Source organism: Gordonia rubripertincta, assembly GCF_038024875.1.
In the GTDB taxonomy this organism is placed as follows: domain Bacteria; phylum Actinomycetota; class Actinomycetes; order Mycobacteriales; family Mycobacteriaceae; genus Gordonia; species Gordonia rubripertincta.
Genome location: NZ_CP136136.1, coordinates 4,193,940 through 4,216,233 on the forward strand (window position 1 = coordinate 4,193,940; position 22,294 = coordinate 4,216,233).

Consider the following 22,294-nt stretch of genomic DNA (forward strand, 5'->3'; position numbering starts at 1 on the left):
GGCCGCTGCGGGCCGCCCCGACCACACAGTGCACATGCGTCGCATCCACCCCTGCAGGGAACACAGGTCACACATGCGACATCAGAACCGTACGTCACATCAACCACACGAGAAAACCGATCGCAGTGAATTACAAAGGCGTGATTACCTGGGAAAATGCTGTGAACTGCAGATAGTTCACCACTGCGGGACAGGTCTCGAATTCGCAACAAACCGGTACACGAACCGGATCGGGACCGAGCACGACGACACCGACGCCACCGGACCGCGGGAAACGGTCGTCTGTGACGCCGGCGAGAATGTGTGGTGAGGCGTCAGGATGGCGTCGGCGACGCGGCCGGCGTCCCGTCGTGAGGAGTGGGAGCGTCCACATCGTCGGGCGACGCGCTGACCGCGCCGGTAGGGGTCACTGGGCCCAGCGGACCGTTCGCCGCCGCCGCGCGAGCGCGCCGGGTGCGGAAGCGCGCGCCGACCGCACCGAGGACGACGACGAGGATGAGGAGCAGACCGACGACGGTCCAGTCGACGTGCGAACCCGTCATCGAATCGACCATCTGCCGGGCCGCACCGGGCGGGTCGGTGAGGGCGAGGTTCTGCGTCGCCTCCTCCTGGATGACCCGGCTGAACTCCGGCGAGGAACTGCCCACCGAGTTGGGGCCGAGGACGATCACGGTGCCGCCGACCTGCTCCTGGAGCTGGTTGGCGATGTCACGGTAGAGGCTGAACCGCGGCTGCACCTGGTCGACGACCACGAAGCTGAAGTCCTGCCCCTTGCCCTTGGCGTACTCGATGACCTCGAGCAACGTCGGGACCTGCTCGGGGGTCGCGCCGGCGATACCGTCGTCGGCGATGTCGCGCGACAGTTGCGCCATGTCGACGCCGACGAGCCCGGTGAGTTCGGTGTTCTCCGCGGGTGCGGCCAGCACCATCATCGTCGGCTCGGGACCCATCTGTCCTCACCCCTGTCTGTCGGTGACACCCCACGGCGAGCAAAGCGGACGCTCGCCGGACTTCGACCTGCACGGTACGACACAATGGTCTCGTCCGGGTATTCGCCCACAGGCGTGAGTCGTCGACGGCGTGTCGTCGACACCCCGCTTGGACAGTACGCTCGTACTGTTAGACTGGACGATGTTGTCGCGGGTCGCCTCGCGGACATCCGATGGCACCGGTGCAGCCCGCCGGGTTCAGAAATTCATCGAGCATTGCCGACGCAGCCCGTCGGTACACGAGGAGAGTGGATTTAGACGTGAGTATCAATTCCTTCGGCGCCCGCGGCACGCTGGCCGTCGGCGACAACAGCTACGAGATCTACCGCCTGAACGCCGTCAAGGGCGCCGAGAAACTCCCCTACGCCCTCAAGGTGCTGACCGAGAACCTCCTCCGTACCGAGGACGGCGCCAACATCACCTCCGAACACATCGAGGCCCTGGCGAACTGGGATCCGAGTGCCGAGCCGAGCATCGAGATCCAGTTCACGCCGGCCCGCGTGATCATGCAGGACTTCACCGGCGTGCCCTGCATCGTGGACCTCACCACGATGCGCGACGCCGTCAAGGAGCTCGGCGGTGACCCGGACAAGGTCAACCCGCTCGCGCCCGCCGAGATGGTCATCGACCACTCCGTGATCATCGAGGCCTTCGGCAACGCCCAGGCCTTCGAGCGCAACGTCGAGATCGAGTACCAGCGCAACGAGGAGCGCTACAAGTTCCTCCGCTGGGGCCAGGGCGCCTTCGACGACTTCCGCGTCGTCCCGCCGGGCACCGGCATCGTCCACCAGGTCAACATCGAGCACCTCGCGCGTTCGATCATGGTCCGTGACGGCGTCGCCTACCCCGACACCTGCATCGGCACCGACTCGCACACCACGATGGAGAACGGTCTCGGCGTCCTGGGCTGGGGCGTCGGCGGTATCGAGGCCGAGGCCGCGATGCTCGGCCAGCCGGTCTCGATGCTCATCCCCCGCGTGGTCGGCTTCAAGCTGACCGGTTCCACCAAGCCCGGCGTGACCGCCACCGACGTGGTCCTCACCATCACCGAGATGCTCCGCAAGCACGGTGTGGTCGGCAAGTTCGTCGAGTTCTACGGCAACGGCGTCGCCGAGGTGCCGCTGGCCAACCGCGCCACCATCGGCAACATGAGCCCCGAGTTCGGTTCGACCTGTGCGATGTTCCCCATCGACGAGGAGACCGTGAAGTACCTGCGCCTCACCGGCCGCAGCGAGGAGACGCTCGCCCTCGTGGAGGCCTACGCCAAGGAACAGGGCATGTGGCTGGAGAAGGACGCCGAGGAGGCCGTGTACTCGGAGTACCTCGAGCTCGATCTCGCCGACGTCGTCCCCTCGATCGCCGGCCCGAAGCGTCCGCAGGACCGCATCGAACTGTGGGACGCCAAGAACGCCTTCCGCAAGGACATCCACAACTACGTCGAGAACGGCAACAGCCCGGCTCACACCAAGCTCGACGAGGCCGTCGAGGAGACCTTCCCGGCCTCCGACCCGGCCACGCTGACCTTCGCCGACGATGACGCGGAGCCCCTGCACTCGGCCGCCAACGGCGCCGAGGGCCGCCCGACCAACCCGGTGCGCGTGGACTCCGAAGAGCGCGGCTCGATGATCCTCGACCACGGCATCGTGACCATCGCGTCGATCACCAGCTGCACCAACACCTCCAACCCGTCGGTCATGCTCGGCGCCGCGCTGCTCGCCAAGAAGGCGGTCGAGAAGGGCCTGACCTCCAAGCCGTGGGTCAAGACCTCGATGGCTCCCGGTTCGCAGGTCGTCACCGGCTACTACGAGAAGGCCGGCCTGTGGCCCTACCTGGAGAAGCTCGGCTTCTACCTGGTCGGCTACGGCTGCACCACCTGCATCGGCAACTCGGGCCCGCTGCCCGAGGAGATCTCGAAGGCGATCAACGACAACGACCTGACCGCCACCGCGGTGCTCTCGGGCAACCGTAACTTCGAGGGTCGCATCAACCCCGACGTGAAGATGAACTACCTGGCGTCGCCGCCGCTGGTCATCGCCTACGCCCTCGCCGGCACGATGGACTTCGACTTCGAGAACGACCCGCTGGGCAAGGACACCGACGGCAACGACGTCTTCCTCAAGGACATCTGGCCGACCAACGAGGAGATCGAGGCGACCATCGCCTCGTCGATCTCGCCGGAGCAGTACGCCGCCGACTACGCCGACGTCTTCAAGGGCGACGAGCGCTGGCAGAACCTGCCCACCCCGTCGGGCAAGACCTTCGAATGGGACGAGAAGTCCACCTACGTGCGGAAGCCTCCGTACTTCGAGGGCATGCAGCTCGAGCCGTCGCCCGTCTCCGACATCAAGGGCGCCCGCGTCCTCGCGAAGCTCGGCGACTCGGTGACCACCGACCACATCTCCCCCGCGTCGACGATCAAGCCCGGCACCCCCGCCGCGCAGTACCTCGACGCCAACGGTGTGGCACGCAAGGACTACAACTCGCTGGGCGCCCGTCGTGGCAACCACGAGGTGATGATCCGCTCGACCTTCGGCAACATCCGCCTGCAGAACCAGCTTCTCGACGGTGTGTCCGGTGGTTACACCCGCGACTTCACCCAGGAGGGTGCACCGCAGTCGTTCATCTACGACGCCGCGCAGAACTACGCCGAGCAGAACATCCCGCTCGTCGTCCTCGGCGGCAAGGAGTACGGCACCGGATCGTCGCGTGACTGGGCGGCCAAGGGCACCAGCCTGCTGGGCGTCAAGGCGGTCATCACCGAGAGCTTCGAGCGCATCCACCGCTCGAACCTGATCGGTATGGGCGTCATCCCGCTGCAGTTCCCCGAGGGTGAGTCGCACAAGTCACTCGGCCTCGACGGCACCGAGACCTTCGACATCTCCGGTATCGAGGAGCTCAACGAGGGCAAGACCCCGAAGACCGTGCACGTCACCGCCACCAAGGAGGACGGCTCGAAGGTGGAGTTCGATGCCAAGGTCCGCATCGACACCCCCGGCGAAGCCGATTACTACCGCAACGGAGGCATCCTGCAGTACGTGCTGCGGAACATGATCAACGGCTGACGAGGAGCACTCGACGTGCCCAAGGTCAGTGATGACCGCCTTGCCGCGCGTCGTCGGGAGATTCTCGACGGCGCGCGGCATTGCTTCGCGGAGTACGGATACGACGGAGCCACCGTCAAGAGGATCGAGGAGTCCACGGGCCTGTCCCGGGGCGCGATCTTCCATCATTACCGGGACAAGGAAGCACTCTTCCTCGCGCTCGCGCACGAGGACGCCGAGCGCATGGCCGACGTCGCCGCCGAAGAGGGTCTCGTGCAGGTCATGCGCGACATGCTCACGCGGCCGGAAGACTTCGACTGGCTCGGCACCCGGCTCGAGATCGCCCGAAAGCTACGGACCGACAACAGCTTTCGCGCGGAATGGATGGCCCGCTCGGCTGAGCTCGAACAGGCCACCCTCAGCCGTCTCGAACGCGGCCGCCAGGCGGGCCGGCTCCGTGACGACGTCCCCACCGAGGTCCTGGTGAAGTACCTCGATCTCGTCCTCGACGGCCTGATCACCCGGCTGGCGTCGGGTCAGCCCACCGACGATCTGCACGCGGTCCTCGACCTCGTGGAGGAATCGGTGCGGGCCAAGGACTGACCGGCTCCGACCCCATCGCTCCCGCGTGATCCATCCCACATCGTCGATTATCGCTTAGGTATTCCTTACCTCAGTAGTGCCGGTTAGGGTTCCCTCGTGAACCCGGACATACCGAACCCTGCCGTCTCACGGCGGACCGTCCTGCGATCGACGGCCGGCGCCGGAGCTCTCGCCGCACTGGCCGCCACCGCGGCGCCCGCGACCGCTGCACCCGGACGGACGGCGATCGTCATCGGCACCGGTTTCGGCGGCTCGGTGGCGGCGCTGCGACTCGGCGAAGCCGGGTTCACGACAACGGTGTTCGAACGTGGCCGCCGCTGGCCGATCCGCCCCGACGGCAACACCTTTGCGTCGTTCTCCAGCCCCGACAGGCGCGCCGCCTGGTTCGGCAACACAGCCGGCGCGAACAGCGCCACGGCCATCCCCGTCGAGCCCTACCCGGGCGTGCTGGACCACGTGGTCGGCAACGGCATCGAAGCGGTCTACGGAGTCGGCGTCGGCGGCGGTTCGCTGGTGTTCGGATCGTTCACCCCGGTCCCCCGTCGTCAGGACTTCGAGCACATCTTCCCGGCCGCGGGGAACTACTCCGAGCTCTTGTCGACCTACTATCCGCGCGCCAAGAACGCACTCGGCGTCTCACCGATGCCGGCCGACATCCTCAGGCACCCCAACTATGTCGGTCCCCGATCATGGCTGAAGGTGATCGCGCGCTACGGCGCCACCCCGCACTTCTTCGACTTCGCGATCGACTGGGACATCGTGCGCGCCGAGATGGCCGGCCGTGAGCGCCCGTCGGTCATCGTCGGCGAACTGAGCTACGGCGTGAACAGCGGCGCCAAGAAATCGACCGACCGGACCTACCTCGCCGCCGCCGAGCGGACGGGCAACGTCACCATCAAGCCGATGCACGAGGTCTTCGACATCCGGCCGCGCGCACGCCGGGCGGGATTCGTCGTCACCGCACGGGTCCGGGACGAGCAGGGACGCACCCTCCGGACGGTGACCGCCGAGGCCGATCACCTCTTCATGGCGGCCGGCTCGTTCCACACCACCCGCATGCTGGTCGAAGCTCGAGCCAAAGGCACTCTGCCGCAACTGTCCCCGCGCATCGGCGACGGGTTCGGGACCAACGGTGACTTCCTGACGATCCGCACCAACCCGTCCGACGACTTCGGGCTGGTCCAGGGCGGGCCGGGTTACGCGCGGATCTACGAGGACCGCCTCAGCGAGGCGCCGATGTCGATGGTCTATCAGGCCACGCCGCTGCCCGCGCCCCTGGGCAAGGCCGGGACCACCCATCTCGTCCAGACCCACACCGACGAGCGCGGCACGGTCGACTTCGACCACGCGAGTCGGACCGCGAAGCTGAACTACCCGTATCCGGAGGGCCACAACAAGGTCGACCGTCAGGCGGCCGCCTTCGTCGGCAAGTTCCACGAGCGCACCGAAGCGCGTCACGGCCGCCCCGCGAACGGCGTCCCGATCTACACCCGCGCCGTCGGATTCGGTTCGGCGGGTACGTATCACGGACTCGGCGGGGTCGTGATGGGCGAGGCGGCGTCGATGGACGGGGCGGTCCGCGGTTACGACAACCTCTACGTCGTCGACGGCTCGTTCGTACCGGGCGCCGTGGGCCTGGTGAACCCGGCCCTGACCATCACCGCACTCGCCGAGCGGACTATGGATCGGTTCCTGGCGAACCACTGAGCACCACTTCGGGCCGTCCTCTCCAGAAGGAGTGAGGTCGGTTGGGGAAGCTAGGGTAGTGTGACACGCGACACCCCGAACGATCGTTAGATAACGGACTTTCGGTGTGAACGTCCCCTTCGTCAGAGGAGTGCACCCTTTGTTCCCTGGAGTCTTCGCCAAGTCCACTCCGGACAAGCCCGCCGTCATCCGTGCCGCCACCGGCGAGCAGCTGACCTATCGTCAGCTCGACGAGAACTCGACCCGGCTCGCCAACTACCTGGAGTCGCTGGGCCTGAAGCGCGGCGACACCATCGCGGTGGTATCCGCCAACGATCTCCACGTCTTCGAGGTGTACTGGGCGGCGCTGCGCAGCGGCCTGTACGTGACCGCGGTCAACAGCCATCTCACCGCGGCCGAGACCAACTACATCCTCGACGACTGCAACGCCCAGGTGCTGTTCGCCGGCGCCTCGGTCGCCGACGCCGTCTCCCGGTCCGGCGAGATCGAGGCCCTCACCGGCACCGGCCACCGCGTCGTGTGGGGCGGTGACCTGGACGGCTTCGACAACTACGACAAGGTGCTGGCCAACGCCTCGGCCGAACCCCGTACCGATCAGCCGCGCGGCACCGACATGCTCTACTCCTCGGGCACCACCGGGCGCCCCAAGGGCATCAAGACGCCGATGCCCGACGGCCAGGTGGATCAGATCCCCGACATGTACACGGCCATCTTCGCCCCGATGTACGGATTCGACGAGTCGTCGGTGTACCTGTCCCCTGCTCCGCTGTATCACGCTGCGCCGCTGCGCTATTGCGGCATGACCAACTCGGTCGGCGGCACGGTGGTCATGCTCGACCGGTTCGAGCCGGAAGCCGCACTCGCGGCGATCCAGAACCACAAGGTGACCCACAGCCAGTGGGTGCCCACCATGTTCATCCGCATGCTGAAACTCCCCGAGGAGGTCCGCAACTCCTACGACGTCAGCAGCCTCCAGATCGCCGTCCACGCCGCGGCGCCCTGCCCGGTCGAGGTGAAGAAGGCGATGATCGAGTGGTGGGGCCCGGTCGTCCACGAGTACTACGCCTCCACCGAGGCCGCCGGCGCCACCTTCATCGGCCCGCAGGAGGCGCTCGATCATCCGGGTTCCGTCGGCAAGCCGCTGCTCGGCGTGGTCCACATCTGCGACGAGGACGGCAAGGAACTGCCCGTCGGCGAGGTCGGACAGGTCTTCTTCGAACGCGAGGACGTCGCCTTCCAGTACCACAACGATCCGGAGAAGACCCGCAAGGCCCAGCACCCGGAACACGAGAACTGGTCCACCACAGGCGATGTGGGCTTTGTCGACGACGAGGGCTACCTGTACCTCACCGACCGCAAGGCCTTCATGATCATTTCCGGCGGCGTGAACATCTACCCGCAGGAGGCCGAGAACGTCCTCATCAACCATCCGGCGGTCTTCGACGTCGCGGTGATCGGTGTGCCCGACTCGGATCTCGGTGAGGCCGTCAAGGCGTGCGTCCAGCTCGCCGACGGTCGTGAGCCCTCCGACGAACTGGCCGACGAGCTCATCGCCTTCACCAAGGACAGCATCGCCGCCTACAAGGCACCGCGGTCGGTGGACTTCGTCGACGAGCTGCCGCGTACACCCACCGGCAAGCTGGTCAAGGGCGAACTGCGGAAGAAGTACTGGCCCGCGAGCTGAGCTTCAGGCGAGCTCGATGATCTCCTGGTACTCGTCGCTCCAGTGGTCCTCGGTCCCGTCGGGCAGGAGGATCACCCGCTGCGGGTCGAGTGCGGCGGCGGCGCCGGGGTCGTGGGTCACGAGGACCACGGCCCCGGTGTAGCTGCGCAGGGCGTCGAGCACCTGTTCGCGGGACACCGGGTCGAGGTTGTTGGTCGGCTCGTCGAGCAGCAGCACGTTCGCGGCCGACGACACCAGACCGGCCAGGGTGAGACGGGTCTTCTCACCACCGGACAGGGTGCCGGCGGGCTGGTCGAGTTGCGCACCGCTGAACATGAAGGCGCCCAACAGTCCGCGCAGATCCTGTTCACCCGCGTCCGGCGCGGCGTGGCGGATGTTCTCCCACACCGTGGCCTGGTCGTCGAGGGTGTCGTGCTCCTGCGCGAAGTAGCCGATCTTGAGGCCGTAGCCCGGCTCGAGCTGACCCGTGTCGGGCTTCTCCACGCCCGCAAGCATTTTCAGGAGTGTGGTCTTACCCGCACCGTTGAGTCCGAGAACGACGACGCGACTGCCCTTGTCGATGGCGAGGTCGACGCCGGTGAAGATCTCCAGCGAGCCGTAGCTCTTCGACAGCCCCGAGGCCATGAGCGGCGTCTTGCCACAGGTCGCCGGTTCCGGGAACCGGATCCGGGCGGTGCGGTCGGCCACCCGCTCCTCGTCGAGCGAGTCGATCATGCGCTCGGCGCGCTTGAGCATGTTCTGGGCGGCGGTCGCCTTGGTGGCCTTGGCGCCGAGTTTCGCGGCCTGGGCGCGCAGTGCGGAGGCCTTCTTCTCGGCGTTGGCGCGTTCGCGGCGACGCCGCTGCTCGTCGGTGGCGCGCGCGTCGAGGTAGCGCTTCCAGCTCATGTTGTAGATGTCAGCCTCGCCGCGCACGGCGTCGAGGAACCACACCCGGTTGACGACGTCGGCGAGCAGCTCGACGTCGTGGCTGATCACGACCAGACCACCCTCGTGGTTCATCAGGAAGCTGCGCAGCCACGCGATGGAGTCGGCGTCGAGGTGGTTCGTCGGCTCGTCGAGCAGCAGCGTCGTGTCGGACTTGCCGGAGCCGTCGGACGCGGCGAACAGGATGCGAGCGAGCTCGATGCGGCGACGCTGACCACCGGAGAGGGTGCCCAGGGGCTGGTTCAGGACGCGATCCGGCAGGCCCAGGCTGTTGCAGATGCGGGCGGCCTCGGATTCGGCGACGTAACCGCCGAGGGCGGCGAAGCGCTCCTCGAGACGTCCGTACCGGGCGACGGCCTTGTCGCGCAGCTTGTCGTCGGCGGCCTCGGCCATCCGCGCCTGCTGCTTCTCCATGTCGCGCAGGATCTCGTCGAGCCCGCGCGCCGAGAGCACCCGGTCCTTGGCGAGGACACCGAGGTCGCCCTCTTTGGGGTCCTGGGGCAGATACCCGAGCTCACCCGAACGGCGGACGGTGCCGGCATAGGGCTCGGTCTCACCCGCCAGGATGCGCAGGGTGGTGGTCTTTCCGGCGCCGTTGCGGCCCACCAGGCCGATCCGGTCGCCGGGCTGGATACGGAGGGCGTCGCCGGGCGCCGACAACAGGGTCCGAGCGCCCGCTCGTACCTCCAGGTCGGTCGCGGTGATCACGACAGGCCAGTCTACCGGGGCGCGTCCAGTGGTTTGTCCACCGAGACGTCGCAGGCGTCCTCGTCGAGTCGCCCCGCCTCGACACGGTGGACCGATACGGTGAGCAACGTGACGCAATCCACAACGATTCCGCATTCCTCGTTCCCTCAGACCTCCGACCTGACCGGCCGTTCGGCTCTGGTCACCGGCGCCAGCCGCGGCATCGGTGAGGCGATCGCCACCGAGCTCGCCCGACGCGGCGCCTCGGTGGTCATCACGAGTCGCAAGCCGGAGCCCCTGGAGGAGGCCGCCGAGCGCATCCGGGCGGCCGTGCCGTCGGCGACGGTGACCGCCTTCGCGGCGAACACCGGGGATGCCGATGATCGGGCGGGCGCGGTCGCGGCCGCTGTCGCACAGGGTGGCGGCATCCACATCCTGGTGAACAACACCGGCATCGCTCCCCTCGCCGGGCCCCTGATGGACGCCGATCTCGATGCATACCGCAAGACCTTCGACACCAACGTGGTCGCCGCCCTGGGATTCGTCCAGGAGGCGTACCGGGCGGGCATGAAGGACACCGGTGGCGCGGTGGTCAACATCTCCTCCGTCGCCGGTCTGCGGTCGACCGGGGTGATCGCTGCCTACGGCACGTCGAAGGCTGCGTTGATCCGCCTCACCGCGGAACTGGCGTGGGAGCTGGGCCCGAACATCCGGGTGAACGCGATCGCGCCCGCGATCGTGCGCACGAAGTTCGCCTCCGGCCTGATCGAGGGCGAGAACGAGGCCCGGGCGGCCGCCGCGTATCCGATGAAGCGCATCGGCGAACCCGAGGACGTGGCCCGCGCGGTCGCCTTCCTGGCCAGCGACGAGGCTGCCTGGATCACCGGCGAGACCCTTGCCGTCGACGGTGGCACGCTGGCCACGGGCGGCGCCTAGCGAGAAGGAGGCTCTCGCCGGTTCATGGCAGGATCGAGGGCATGGCCGGCGGAGTGATCGTTCTGGGGTGCGGGACCGGCCGGGCGTGCCCTGGCACATCGGCTGCTCACCGCTGCGGTACCGGTGACCCTGGTCGACATCCACCCCGATCGGGTGTGGCAGTCCACCTTCGCCTGCTGGTCCGACGAACTGCCCGGCTGGCTCGACCCGGCGGCCTTCGCCGCGCGCCTCGACCGGGTCGGCGTCGCGGGCACCGTCCTGGAAGAGGTGAACCGCGGTTACACGGTGTTCGACACCCCCGGTCTGCAACGCTCCCTGACCCTCGACGGCGCGGACATCGTGACCGACCGGGTGGCCGAGGTCGACGGGGCGCGAGTACATCTCACATCCGGTCGGGTCCTCACCGGTGACGTGGTGGTCGACTGCCGAGGCGCCCTACCCCATGAGGCGCCGCGCCAGACCGCCTACGGCATCGTCGTCGACGAGGCCGCGGCTGCGCCCGTTCTCGCCGATCACGCCGCGCTGCTGATGGACTGGCGAGGCGGGATCGTCGACCGCCGGGAGCTGCCGTCGTTCCTCTACGTCGTGCCCCTGGGCGAAGGCGAGTATCTGCTGGAGGAGACCTGCCTGGCCGGGATGCCGGCACTCGGTCTCGACGAGTTGAAGGGTCGGCTCGACGTCCGGCTGGGCGGACTGCCGTCCAATGTCCGCCGGGTCGAGCGCGTGGCGTTCCCGCTGACGGGGTCCGCCCCACAGCCGTGGCGGGAGTCGACGTTCTGCTTCGGTGCCGCAGGCGGATTCAAGAACCCGACCACGGGCTACAGCGTCGCCAACTCGCTGATGTGCGTCGACGACGTCGTCGCCGCGCTGGCTGCAGGACGTGATCCGATGCCCGATCTGTGGCCGGCCTCGGCGCGCGCCGTCCACAATCTGCGACTGCGCGGGCTCAGCGCTCTGCTACGACTGAGCCCCACCCAGACGATCGCGTTCTTCGAGGCCTTCTTCGCGATGCCGATCGAGGCGCAGCGCAGCTACCTCAGCCGGCGTGACGATCTGACCGGGACGATGGGTGCGATGACCCGGGTCATCCGGGCCGTCGACATGCGCACGCGGGCCGTCGTGGCCCGCGGGGCGATGTCCACGCCCGCGTGGGCGGGGGACGTCGGCTCGGCCTCGCGGTTGCGGCGCGGCTGAAGGCTCGGTGACGGTCAACGGCGAAGGGCGCGCCACTGCCGGATCATGTCGTCGACGTCGATCGTGTGCGCGACGACGCTGTGGGGCATCGCGATCTGACGCGACGCCAGATGGGCTTCGCGGACACGGTGATTGAAGTCGACGAGGATGTCGCGGACCGCGGTCTCTTCGGCGATGTCGCGCAACGACTCCGGGAAATCCTGTGCCTCGCGGCGCAGTTGGAGCGGCGCCGGGAGGAGGCCCGAGGAATCCAGATTCTCGTCTCGGATCTTGCGCTTCACCCACCAGTCCGGGTCGTCGCTGTCCGACAGGTCGAGCGGCTTGCCGGTGCCCGGCAGGTCGTCGAACTCACCGCGTTCGGCCGCTTCGCGGATCATCCGCTCGACGCGCGATTCGTAGCGATGCACATCCTCGGTTCTACTCGCCCCACGCCCGCAATGCTCATCTGGCGACACGGGCGAGCAAGGTCGTCCGGTTGCCGCACCCGGACTTGTTCAGCACCGACTTCACGTGATCGTGCACGGTGTGTTCGGACACCGACACCGCTGCGGCGATCGATCTATTGTCCTCGCCGGCGCAGACATGGCCGAGGATCTCCCGCTCTCGTCCGGTCAGGCCGTGCACACGGGCGAAGAGGTCCAGACGGTCGGCGAAATCACTCCGCTCGATCGTGACGGCGATGTCGCGATCGGCCGGCGGCCCGGCAGCACCGATCTGGTCCGCCTCGAGGGTCAGCCACCCGTGCCGCTCGAGAAACACCCTCGCCCGCGGCGGTGCCGTGTCGATGCCCTTCTCGACGGCGACGAGCTGGGCGGCCACATTGAACGCCGCGGCCGGGATCGCCGGTACCTCCGGCACCCGCCTGTCCGGTCCGGCGTCGGGCGGATTGAGCTGATGTAGCCGTGATCCGGCACCGGTGGTCTGTCCGCGAAGACGCAGAGACGGGTCCATCACCACGACCGCAGGACCGGTGGCGTCGACGGCCCGGACAGGCTCGGCGAAGTGCCTGGCCTGGCGAAACCGCAGCGCGGCCGTGACTGGTGGAGCGATCTGCGACATCCGGTGGATGTCCTCCGCGGAGAACGGCGGACGGGGCTCGAAACGCCAGAGGTCCAGCCAACCCCAACACCCGAACCGATCGGCGAAGACGACTGTCGCCACGTCACCGACAGCGAACTCCGCCAACACCTCTCGCCATGGGGACGCCGACTCGGTCGCGCGATCCGCCGACCGGCACCACGACGTGGCCGGCACCCGGGCCCCCGCCAGACCGGTCCAGCGAGTACTCGTCGTCAGGTACCGGGCACGGATCAGATCGGGAAGACGAGGCATCGGAAAACCCGGCAGCGTCGCCAGCGGAGAGGTCCCGACCGACGTCGTGGGGTCGGTCAGGAGCCACACATGGGCGTCGAACGCCACTGCGGCCCCGAGGTCACCGAGCACCGCCAGCCGAAGACTCTTCACGTCGGCGTGGCGCGCACAGGAGCGATCGATGCGACTCAGTAGATCGACGCTCATGGGTCAAGGCTAAGCCGGGAAATCCCCCGTGGTGGGGATGTTCGGGCTGCGCCTCCGCTCGTACGGTCGAACAATCCACTCAACGAGAAAGGGCGCCGCCATGTATCAACTCCGCATCATCGACACCATCCCCGACTTCGACGTCTGGCGCCGAGCATTCGACCGCTACGAACCCGTGCGTGTCGACAACGGGGTCCTCGCGTACCGGGTGATGCGCAGCGTCACCGATCCGACCGAGGTCACCATCGAACTCGACTTCGCCGACGTCGCCCATTCCCGGGCCTACGTCGGAATCCTCGAGAAGATCTGGTCCACCTCGGGTGCACGGAACGTCAGTGATGCCCACAGCACGCCCACCATCCACGAGGTGATGGTCGACAAAACGATCGATCCGGCCACCTCGGAGATGGCCGGATCGAAGTAGCGCGATCGTCGTCCTAGACGGTGAAGCCAAGGGCCCGCAGCTGCTCGCGGCCGTCGTCGGTGATCTTGTCCGGGCCCCACGGCGGCAGCCAGACCCAGTTGATCTCGAGGTCGGTGCACAGACCGCTGCTGACGAGTGCGCCCCGGGACTGGTCCTCGATGACGTCGGTCAGCGGGCAGGCGGCCGAGGTCAGGGTCATGTCGATCTTGGCGACGGCCTCGTCGGTCACCTCGATGCCGTAGACGAGTCCGAGGTCGACGACGTTGATGCCGAGTTCGGGGTCGACGACGTCGCGCATGGCCTCCTCGACGTCCTCTACGGCCGGCAGCGAGGTCGCCGGTTCGGCGGGTGTACCGGCCGCGGTGGTGTCCGTAATTGTCTCGTCACTCATGCTGATTCCGCTTCTCTCTCATGGCTGTCGGTGTCGTGGCGGTCCATCGTCTGGGCGAGCGCGTCCTTGAACGCCATCCAGCCCAAGAGTGCGCACTTCACCCGCGCGGGGTATTTGCTGACACCGGTGAACGCGATCCCGTCGCCGATGATGTCCTCGTCGCCCGGATCCTTGCCGCGGGAGGTCATCATCGTGTTGAACGACTCGACGGTGGCGAGGGCCTCGCCGACCGACTGTCCGACGATCTGGTCGTGCAGCACCGACGTCGAGGCCTGGGAGATCGAGCATCCCTGCCCGTCGTAGGACACGTCGTCGATCGTGCTGCCGTCGGCCGAGACGGCGACGCGCAGGGTGACCTCGTCGCCGCACGTCGGATTGACGTGGTGGACCTCGGCGCCGAACGGCTCGCGGAGACCTCGACCGTGCGGATGTTTGTAGTGGTCCAGGATCACTTCCTGGTACATCTGCTCCATGCGCATGCTCAGTTCACCCCGAAGAAGTTCTGCGCCTTGACGATCGCCGCGGCCAGCGCGTCGACCTCGGCGAGCGTGTTGTAGGCGGCGAACGACGCCCGGGCGGTCGCGGCCACGCCGAACCGGCGGTGCAGCGGCCATGCGCAGTGGTGGCCGACGCGGATGGCGACGCCCTCGTCGTCGAGGATCTGCCCCAGATCGTGGGCGTGGATGCCGTCGACGAGGAAGGACACCGCTCCCCCGCGGTTCTCGGTGGTGGTCGGGCCGATGATGCGCAGGCCGTCGATCTCACCGAGCCGCGAGAGCGCGTGCTCGACGAGTGCATGCTCATGGGCGGCAACGGCTTCCATGCCGATGGTCTGCAGGTAACGCACCGCGGCGCCGAGACCCACGACCTGCGAGGTCATCGGCACACCGGCCTCGAAACGCTGCGGCGGCGGCGCGTAGGTCGACACCTCCATCGTGACGGTCTCGATCATCGAGCCGCCGGTGATGAACGGCGGCAAGGCCTCCAGGAGCTCGCTCTTGCCGTACAGGGCTCCGACACCACTCGGGCCGAACATCTTGTGTCCGGAGAAAGCGGCGAAATCGACGTCCAGCGCGGCGAAGTCGACCGGCATGTGCGGCACCGACTGGCACGCGTCGAGGACGACGAGCGCGCCGACGGCCCGCGCACGGGAGACGAGTTCTCCGACATCGGCGACCGCGCCGGTGACGTTCGACTGATGGGTGAACGCGATGACCTTCACCGACTCATCGAGGGTCAGCGAATCCAGGTCGATGCGACCGTCGTCGGTGACGCCGTACCAGCGCAGGGTCGCACCGGTCCGACGGCAGAGTTCTTGCCACGGAACGAGATTCGCGTGATGCTCGAGTTCCGTGATGACCACGGTGTCGCCCGGGCCCAAGGCCGATCCGCCGAGGACCGACGCCGACCGCGGATCGCCGAGCGTGTAGGTCACCAGGTTGAGTGCCTCGGTGGCATTCTTGGTGAACACCAGCTGATCCGACGACGCGCCGACGAACCCGGCGATGACCTCGCGCGCATCCTCATACGCGTCGGTGGCCTCTTCGGCGAGCTGGTGGGCTCCCCGGTGCACCGCCGCATTGTGGTGCGTCAGGAAGTACCGCTCGGCGTCGAGAACCTGAACGGGACGCTGCGAGGTGGCCCCGGAGTCGAGGTACACCAACGGCTTCTCGTCGCGAACGGTGCGCGACAGGATCGGGAAGTCCGCGCGCAGCGCCTCCACGTCGAATGCGGCTGCCGCAGTTGTTGTCTCAGGCGAGAGTGTCACGTACGTGCACCTCCAGGGGTGTTGGTTCAGCCGGCCTTGGCCGCCGAGGTGAAGCGCTCGTAGCCGTTCTCCTCGAGCACGTCGGCCAGTTCCGGGCCGCCGGACTCGACGACGCGTCCGTTGACGAAGACGTGGACGAACTCGGGCTTGATGTAGCGGAGAATGCGCGTGTAGTGCGTGATCAGCAGGACGCCGCCGTTGTCGCGCTCCTTGTACCGGTTGACGCCCTCGCTGACGACGCGCAGCGCGTCGACGTCGAGGCCCGAGTCGGTCTCGTCGAGGATGGCGATCTTCGGCTTGAGCAGATCGAGCTGGAGGATCTCGTGACGCTTCTTCTCGCCGCCGGAGAAGCCCTCGTTGACGCTGCGCTCGGAGAACGACGGATCGATCTCCAGAGCGGTCATCGCCTCCTTGGTCTCCTTGACCCAGTGACGCAGCTTCGGCGCCTCGCCGCGGACGGCGGTGGCGGCGGTGCGCAGGAAGTTCGACATCGAGACACCGGGCACCTCGACGGGGTACTGCATGGCCAGGAACAGGCCGGCACGCGCACGCTCGTCGACGCTCATCTCCAGGACGTCCTCGCCGTCGAGGGTGATCGAACCGGAGGTCACCTGGTACTTGGGGTGACCGGCGATGGCGTAGGACAGCGTGGACTTGCCCGAACCGTTGGGGCCCATGATCGCGTGTGTCTCACCGGACTTCACGGTCAGGTCGACACCCTTGAGGATGTGGATGGGCTCGGCGTCGGCGTCGGTCTGGGCGACATCGACATGCAGGTCACGGATTTCCAGTGTGGTCATGTTCTGAGTTCTCTCTTACAGGCTGTGGGAGGTTTGAGTCGGGCGCGGTCGCTGGTCAGGCGCCGGAGAGTTCGAGCTCGCGCTCGACGGCGGCGGACAGCCGTTCGCGGAGCTCGGGCACGCCGATCTTGGCGATCACCTCGCCGAAGAACCCGCGGATGACCAGACGGCGTGCCTGATCCTCGGGGATGCCGCGAGCCTGCAGGTAGAACAGCTGCTCGTCGTCGAAACGCCCGGTGGCGCTGGCGTGGCCGGCACCGACGATCTCGCCGGTCTCGATCTCGAGATTCGGCACCGAGTCGGCGCGCGCGTTGTCGGTGAGCACCAGGTTTCGGTTGAGCTCGAAGGTGTCGGTGCCCTCGGCTTCGGCGCGGATCAGCACGTCGCCGATCCAGACCGTGTGCGCCTCACGCGACCGGTCGCCGCTCGTATCGCCCTGCAGCGCCCCCTTGTACACCACGTTCGAGCGGCAGTTGGGCTGGCTGTGGTCGACGAGCAGACGCTGCTCGAGATGCTGTCCGGCGTCGGCGAAGTACAGACCCCACATCTCGACGTCGCCGCCCGGCGCGTCGTAGTGGACGATCGGCGAGAGCCGGACGAGGTTGCCGCCGAAGCTGACCGCGAAGTGGCGGACCACGGCGTCGCGACCGGTGCGCACGTGATGGGCGACGACGTGTACCGCGTCGTCATCCCAGTCGTGCACATTGACGACGGTGAGCGCGGCGCTGTCGCCGACGACGAACTCGACGTTCTCGGCGAAGGTTCCGCCGCCCTTCTGGTCCAGCACCACGACGGCGCGGGCGAAGGGCTCGAGGCGGACCTGGGTGTGACCGAAGGCGGTCTCGCCCTCACCGGGGCCGGTGACCGTGATGGTGACCGGCTCGGACAGCTCGACCTCACGGCCCACGGTGACGACCGTGGCCTGCGTGAACGACGAGTATGCCTGTGCGGCAACCCGATCGAAGGGCACGCCGCCCTGGCCGAGGCGCTCGTCGTCGCGACCGACGGTCTCGACCCTGACGCCCTCGGACGCTCCGTTGGAATTCGTCCCGCTCACTTCGTTCCCGGCGACGGTCACCTCCACGGTCGCCTCGGCGGTCCGCTGTGCGGAACCGTCGTGCAGACCGCGCAGGCGGCGGAACGGGGTGAAGCGCCAGGCCTCTTCGCGAGGGCTGGGAACCTCGAAGGCGTTGACGTCGAACGAGGTGAACAGCTCACCCTTGTTGACGACAGGCGAATGCGAGCCCGGTGTGGTGACCGGGAGTGTCGGATCGGCCATCAGCCGACGGCTCCTTCCATCTGAAGCTCGATCAGGCGGTTGAGCTCGAGCGCGTATTCCATCGGGAGTTCCTTGGCGATCGGCTCGACGAAGCCGCGGACCACCATGGCCATCGCCTCGTCCTCGGTCAGGCCACGGCTCATCAGGTAGAAGAGCTGATCGTCACTGACCTTCGAGACGGTCGCCTCGTGCCCCATCGTGACGTCGTCCTCGCGGATGTCGACGTAGGGGTAGGTATCACTGCGGGAGATGGTGTCGACCAGCAGCGCATCGCATTTCACCGTCGAACGGCTGCCGTGCGCTCCGTTGTTGACCTTGATCAGGCCGCGGTAGGACGCGCGGCCACCACCACGGGCCACCGACTTCGAGATGATGTTGCTCGAGGTGTTCGGGGCCAGGTGGACCATCTTGGAACCGGTGTCCTGGTGCTGGCCGGGACCCGCGAAGGCGACCGAGAGAACCTCGCCCTTCGCGTGCTCACCGGTGAGCCAGACCGCCGGGTACTTCATGGTGACCTTCGAGCCGATGTTGCCGTCGACCCACTCCATGGTGGCGCCGGCCTCGGCCTTGGCGCGCTTGGTCACCAGGTTGTAGACGTTGTTCGACCAGTTCTGGATGGTCGTGTAGCGGCAGCGGCCGCCCTTCTTCACGATGATCTCAACGACCGCGGAGTGCAGCGAGTCGGTCTTGTAGATCGGCGCGGTACAACCCTCGACGTAGTGCACGTACGCACCCTCGTCGACGATGATCAGCGTGCGCTCGAACTGGCCCATGTTCTCGGTGTTGATCCGGAAGTAGGCCTGCAGCGGGATGTCGACGTGGACACCCGGCGGGACGTAGATGAACGAGCCACCGGACCAGACCGCGGTGTTCAGCGCGGAGAACTTGTTGTCGCCGGCCGGGATGACCGAGCCGAAGTACTCCTGGAAGATCTCCGGGTGCTCCTTGAGCGCGGTGTCCGTGTCGAGGAAGATCACGCCCTGCTTCTCGAGGTCCTCGCGGATCGAGTGGTAGACGACCTCGGACTCGTACTGGGCGGCGACACCGGAAACCAGGCGCTGCTTCTCCGCCTCCGGGATGCCGAGCTTGTCGTAGGTGTTCTTGATGTCCTCGGGCAGGTCTTCCCACGTGGCGGCCTGCTTCTCACTGGACCGCACAAAGTACTTGATGTTGTCGAAGTCGATGCCCTCGAGTCCGGCGCCCCAGTGCGGCATCGGCTTCTTGTCGAAGATCTTCAGTGCCTTGAGGCGCTGCTCGAGCATCCACTCGGGCTCGCTCTTCTTGGCCGAGATGTCGGCGACGACCGCCGGGGACAGCCCGCGCTTGGCGCTGGCGCCGGCCACGTCGGAGTCGGCCCAGCCGTAGCCGTACTTGCCGAGAGCGGCAATCGTCTCTTCCTGCGTGAGGGGAGCCGGGGCGGTCGGCGTGGTGGCGGCCGGATCGGTGACGGTCATCGCGTGGCCTTTCGGGTTGTCGTGGGCAGTGTCTGTGAGGTCCCGTGCCGGGAAGACGGTGAAGACTCCGGCGGCGGATGGATCGGTACGTGAGTGGTGCAGGCGCAGTCACCGTTGGCGATGGTGGCCAGGCGCTGCACGTGCGTACCGAGCAGTTCGGTGAAGACCGCGGTCTCGGCCTCACAGAGTTCGGGGAACTCGGTGGCGACGTGCGCCACCGGGCAGTGGTGCTGGCAGATCTGCATGCCGTTGCCGACCTGCCGGGTGTTGGTCGCGTATCCCGCACTGGTCAGCGCGTCGGCGATCTCCTCGACCGTGTCGGCGACCGTGACCGGGTCGGTGCTCGGGGACACGTCGGCGACGATCCGTTCGACGCGTTCCCGCGCGAACTCGGCGACGGCGTCGTGGCCGCCGAGATCGCGGAGCTTGCGCATCGCGGCACCGGCGAGGTCATCGTAGGCGTGGCGCATCTTGCCCCGCCCCTCCGGCGTGAGCTGGAACCATTTCGCCGGGCGACCGCGTCCACGACCTCGACGCTGACCGAACCCGGTGGAGGCGACCTCGATGTCCCCGGCGCTCTCGAGCGCGTCGAGGTGACGACGCACGCCGGCGGCGGAGATGCCGAGACGCTCGCCGATCTCACCCGCGGTCAGCGGGCCGTCCTCGACGAGCAGGTTCACCACGGCATCACGCGTCTGACCGTCGTGCTGTTCGGCACCGGCGGTCGGCTGGGGGCTTGCCGTACCAGCGGAGGGCACGGCATCGCCGCTGCCCGAGGGCAGCACAACATCGTTCCGCATGGTTTTCACAACACGAGTGTGACGTAATTGATTCCACGCTGCCAGCAAGGGTGCCCTTAGCGAAGCGACGAAAATCCCGGCACGGTGTCTCGATTGTCCGGATAAAGGGTGGTCGCGAGGTATCGGCTGCCGACGATTACAGTCGTCGTGTGCCCGAAACCACAGCTGGCCGCCGTGTGCCGGACTTCTTCGGACTCGTGTGGAATCACCTGCTCACCGTGCTGGACTACCTCGGTCTGCGTAAACATCGCCCGGTCGAACCCGACGCCGACGCCACCGAGCAGCGCGGCGACTACGGAAAGACCGTCGCCCGCCTACACGACGACGAACGCGAGGTCGGCCCCCTCAACGCCGCGGAGACCCGTCGCCTCCGCCGCATCAAGCTCTTCGGCGCCACCGGCTCCGTCCTGATCCTCATCGGTGCACTCGGCACCGGCGCCGTCCCGGTGCTGCAGAACCCGGTGGCCGGCATGCGTGTGCTGTCGCTGCCGTCCCGGATGTTCGGCACCGCACTCGCGCTCTCCATCGGCGGCACCATCACCCTGGTGGTCGCGTGGCTGCTGATCGGTCGTTTCGCGGTGGGCCGGCTCAGCGTCGAGGTCCGGCACGGACGCAGCCCGGAACGCCGGATGAGCCGGCGTCAGGCCGACCGCACCCTCATGCTGTGGATCACGCCGATCGTGCTGGCTCCCCCACTGCTCAGCAAGGACGTCTACTCCTACCTCGCTCAGAGTGCCATCGCGTACCGGGACATGGACCCCTACTCCGTCAGTCCGGTACGAGGTCTCGGCGTCGACCACATCCTGACGCGATCGGTGCCCAACCTGTGGCGGGACACCCCGGCACCCTATGGACCGCTGTTCCTCTGGATCGGCGAGGGCATCACCAAGGTGACCGGCGCGAACATCACCGCCGCGATCTTCCTGCACCGTGTCGTCGCGCTGCTCGGTGTCGCGCTGATCGTGTGGGCGTTGCCGCGCCTGGCGAAACGCTGCGGGGTGTCCTCGGTCGCCGCCCTGTGGCTCGGTGCGATGAACCCGCTCGTGATCCTGCATCTGGTGGGCGGCATCCACAACGAGGCCCTCATGCTCGGTCTGATGCTCGTGGGCCTCGAACTGAGCTTCCGCGCCATCTACGGTGCCGACCGGCTACGGAAGCCGGGAACACTGATACCCACGAGAGCCGGGTGGATCCTGATCGCCGGCGGCGCGGTGATAGCGGCGTCCGCGATGATCAAGGTCGCCTCCCTGCTCGCGCTCGGGTTCGTCGGGATCGCCTTGGCCATGCGCTGGGGCGCCACGCTGCCGGCCCTCCGGCACGCGCCGATCCGCGAATGGTGGATCCGATCTCGATGGTCTGTGTACGCCCTCTGCGTCTCCGCCGCGTTCTATGCGTTGGTGCTCGGCATCGTGATGGTCGGCATCTCGCTGGGGACCGGGCTCGGATTCGGCTGGACGGGCACGCTGTCGACCGGCGAGATCGTACGGTCGTGGATGTCGATGCCGACCCTGCTCGGTGTGACCACCGGACGAATCGGCGTGACCCTCGGACTCGGCGAACACACCCAGGCGATCCTCGAGGTCGCGCGTCCGGTGGGTCAGCTCGTCGCTGGTCTGTTCATCATCCGGTGGATGCTCGCAACCCTCGGCGGACGCCTCCACCCACTCGGCGCACTCGGTGTGTCGATGGCCACATTCATCCTGTTCTTTCCGTTCGTCCAGGCCTGGTACCTGCTCTGGGCCGTGATCCCCCTCGCGGCCTGGGCGACCGGTGCGTGGTTCCGGATCTCGACCATCGCCGCGTCGGCGATCATCGCGATCGTGGTGATGCCCACGAGCTCCAACACCAGCGGAGTCGTTCTCGCACAGGGCCTTCTGGCCGGTGTGATCATGGTCGCAGCGCTCACTGCCCTCTTCTTCGAGGACCGTTCGCCGCGTCGATGGCGTCGTCGCAGAACCGGGGCATCGGAAGACTCCCCGGAACCCGCCGAGAACGCCCCGACGCCATGACGACCCCCCACCGCACCCGCGAACGGCGTTTTTCGTCCACGGGGTCCGAGCGCATAGTCTGACCTGTGTGCGCAGCACGACCCCTC

Annotated in this window: 18 protein-coding genes and 1 pseudogene; 8 read left to right on the forward strand and 11 right to left on the reverse strand. The window is 67.4% G+C overall.

Annotated elements, in window-relative coordinates; translation table 11 throughout:
• Window positions 1–314: 314 nt before the first annotated feature.
• Window positions 315–950 (reverse strand): DUF6676 family protein, encoded by a 636-nt coding sequence (locus RVF83_RS19020; RefSeq protein ID WP_005194935.1) that lies wholly within the window; start codon window positions 948–950, stop codon window positions 315–317.
• A gap of 299 nt (window positions 951–1,249) precedes the next feature.
• Here RVF83_RS19020 and RVF83_RS19025 point away from each other — a divergent pair, with 299 nt between their 5' ends.
• The 4 genes from RVF83_RS19025 (at window position 1,250) to RVF83_RS19040 (ending at window position 8,024) form a co-directional block, all read left to right on the forward strand.
• On the forward strand, window positions 1,250–4,051 hold the full coding sequence (locus tag RVF83_RS19025; RefSeq protein ID WP_005194934.1) for an aconitate hydratase: 2,802 nt from the start codon (window positions 1,250–1,252) through the stop codon (window positions 4,049–4,051).
• Window positions 4,052–4,066: 15 nt separating this feature from the next.
• The gene (locus RVF83_RS19030) at window positions 4,067–4,633 is read left to right on the forward strand and encodes a TetR/AcrR family transcriptional regulator (protein ID WP_005194933.1); all 567 of its coding nucleotides are present in this window, start codon (window positions 4,067–4,069) and stop codon (window positions 4,631–4,633) included.
• Window positions 4,634–4,729: 96 nt separating this feature from the next.
• Entirely contained in the window at window positions 4,730–6,340 is a 1,611-nt protein-coding gene (locus RVF83_RS19035; RefSeq protein ID WP_005194932.1) for a GMC oxidoreductase, read from the forward strand.
• A gap of 139 nt (window positions 6,341–6,479) precedes the next feature.
• Window positions 6,480–8,024: an AMP-binding protein gene (locus tag RVF83_RS19040; RefSeq protein WP_039879915.1), complete on the forward strand. Its 1,545-nt coding sequence runs from the start codon at window positions 6,480–6,482 to the stop codon at window positions 8,022–8,024.
• 3 nt (window positions 8,025–8,027) lie between these two features.
• Here RVF83_RS19040 and RVF83_RS19045 read toward each other — a convergent pair whose 3' ends face one another.
• On the reverse strand, window positions 8,028–9,656 hold the full coding sequence (locus RVF83_RS19045) for an ABC-F family ATP-binding cassette domain-containing protein (RefSeq protein WP_005194929.1): 1,629 nt from the start codon (window positions 9,654–9,656) through the stop codon (window positions 8,028–8,030).
• 99 nt (window positions 9,657–9,755) lie between these two features.
• Between RVF83_RS19045 and RVF83_RS19050 the strand changes: the two genes are divergently transcribed.
• Window positions 9,756–10,571 (forward strand): SDR family oxidoreductase, encoded by an 816-nt coding sequence (locus RVF83_RS19050; RefSeq protein ID WP_005194927.1) that lies wholly within the window; start codon window positions 9,756–9,758, stop codon window positions 10,569–10,571.
• Window positions 10,572–10,612: 41 nt separating this feature from the next.
• Window positions 10,613–11,765, forward strand: a pseudogene (locus RVF83_RS19055) (lycopene cyclase family protein).
• Between the two features lie 14 nt (window positions 11,766–11,779).
• Here the strand turns inward: RVF83_RS19055 and RVF83_RS19060 are convergent.
• Both RVF83_RS19060 and RVF83_RS19065 read right to left on the reverse strand, forming a co-directional pair.
• Window positions 11,780–12,172 (reverse strand): DUF1992 domain-containing protein, encoded by a 393-nt coding sequence (locus RVF83_RS19060; RefSeq protein ID WP_005194924.1) that lies wholly within the window; start codon window positions 12,170–12,172, stop codon window positions 11,780–11,782.
• 34 nt (window positions 12,173–12,206) lie between these two features.
• On the reverse strand, window positions 12,207–13,283 hold the full coding sequence (locus tag RVF83_RS19065) for a response regulator transcription factor (RefSeq protein ID WP_005194922.1): 1,077 nt from the start codon (window positions 13,281–13,283) through the stop codon (window positions 12,207–12,209).
• 100 nt (window positions 13,284–13,383) lie between these two features.
• Here RVF83_RS19065 and RVF83_RS19070 point away from each other — a divergent pair, with 100 nt between their 5' ends.
• Window positions 13,384–13,707, forward strand: a complete 324-nt coding sequence (locus RVF83_RS19070) for a hypothetical protein (protein ID WP_005194920.1) — start codon at window positions 13,384–13,386, stop codon at window positions 13,705–13,707.
• A 13-nt stretch (window positions 13,708–13,720) separates the two neighbouring features.
• On the opposite strand, the gene RVF83_RS19075 is transcribed toward RVF83_RS19070, so the two are convergent.
• The 7 genes from RVF83_RS19075 to RVF83_RS19105 are packed head-to-tail and all read right to left on the reverse strand — an operon-like array spanning window position 13,721 to window position 20,199.
• Window positions 13,721–14,098 carry a metal-sulfur cluster assembly factor gene (locus RVF83_RS19075; RefSeq protein ID WP_005194918.1) on the reverse strand — a complete coding sequence of 126 codons (378 nt, stop codon included), beginning with the start codon at window positions 14,096–14,098 and terminating at the stop codon, window positions 13,721–13,723.
• Complete coding sequence (gene sufU / locus RVF83_RS19080; protein WP_039879912.1) at window positions 14,095–14,577, reverse strand: Fe-S cluster assembly sulfur transfer protein SufU; 483 nt, start codon at window positions 14,575–14,577, stop codon at window positions 14,095–14,097. Before sufU ends, RVF83_RS19075 begins: the two co-directional genes overlap by 4 nt.
• Window positions 14,578–14,579: 2 nt before the next feature.
• Window positions 14,580–15,866 carry a cysteine desulfurase gene (locus tag RVF83_RS19085; protein WP_005194914.1) on the reverse strand — a complete coding sequence of 429 codons (1,287 nt, stop codon included), beginning with the start codon at window positions 15,864–15,866 and terminating at the stop codon, window positions 14,580–14,582.
• 26 nt (window positions 15,867–15,892) lie between these two features.
• Window positions 15,893–16,666 (reverse strand): Fe-S cluster assembly ATPase SufC, encoded by a 774-nt coding sequence (gene sufC, locus RVF83_RS19090; RefSeq protein WP_005194912.1) that lies wholly within the window; start codon window positions 16,664–16,666, stop codon window positions 15,893–15,895.
• Window positions 16,667–16,721: 55 nt separating this feature from the next.
• Window positions 16,722–17,945 carry a Fe-S cluster assembly protein SufD gene (sufD, locus tag RVF83_RS19095; protein WP_005194910.1) on the reverse strand — a complete coding sequence of 408 codons (1,224 nt, stop codon included), beginning with the start codon at window positions 17,943–17,945 and terminating at the stop codon, window positions 16,722–16,724.
• Window positions 17,945–19,399 (reverse strand): Fe-S cluster assembly protein SufB, encoded by a 1,455-nt coding sequence (sufB, locus tag RVF83_RS19100; protein WP_005194908.1) that lies wholly within the window; start codon window positions 19,397–19,399, stop codon window positions 17,945–17,947. The genes sufD and sufB overlap by 1 nt, the downstream gene beginning before the upstream one ends.
• Window positions 19,396–20,199, reverse strand: coding sequence for a helix-turn-helix transcriptional regulator (locus tag RVF83_RS19105; protein WP_039879911.1), 804 nt, complete (start codon window positions 20,197–20,199; stop codon window positions 19,396–19,398). Before RVF83_RS19105 ends, sufB begins: the two co-directional genes overlap by 4 nt.
• A 176-nt stretch (window positions 20,200–20,375) precedes the next feature.
• Here RVF83_RS19105 and mptB point away from each other — a divergent pair, with 176 nt between their 5' ends.
• The gene (mptB, locus tag RVF83_RS19110) at window positions 20,376–22,208 is read left to right on the forward strand and encodes a polyprenol phosphomannose-dependent alpha 1,6 mannosyltransferase MptB (RefSeq protein WP_005194902.1); all 1,833 of its coding nucleotides are present in this window, start codon (window positions 20,376–20,378) and stop codon (window positions 22,206–22,208) included.
• Window positions 22,209–22,294 lie beyond the last annotated feature (86 nt).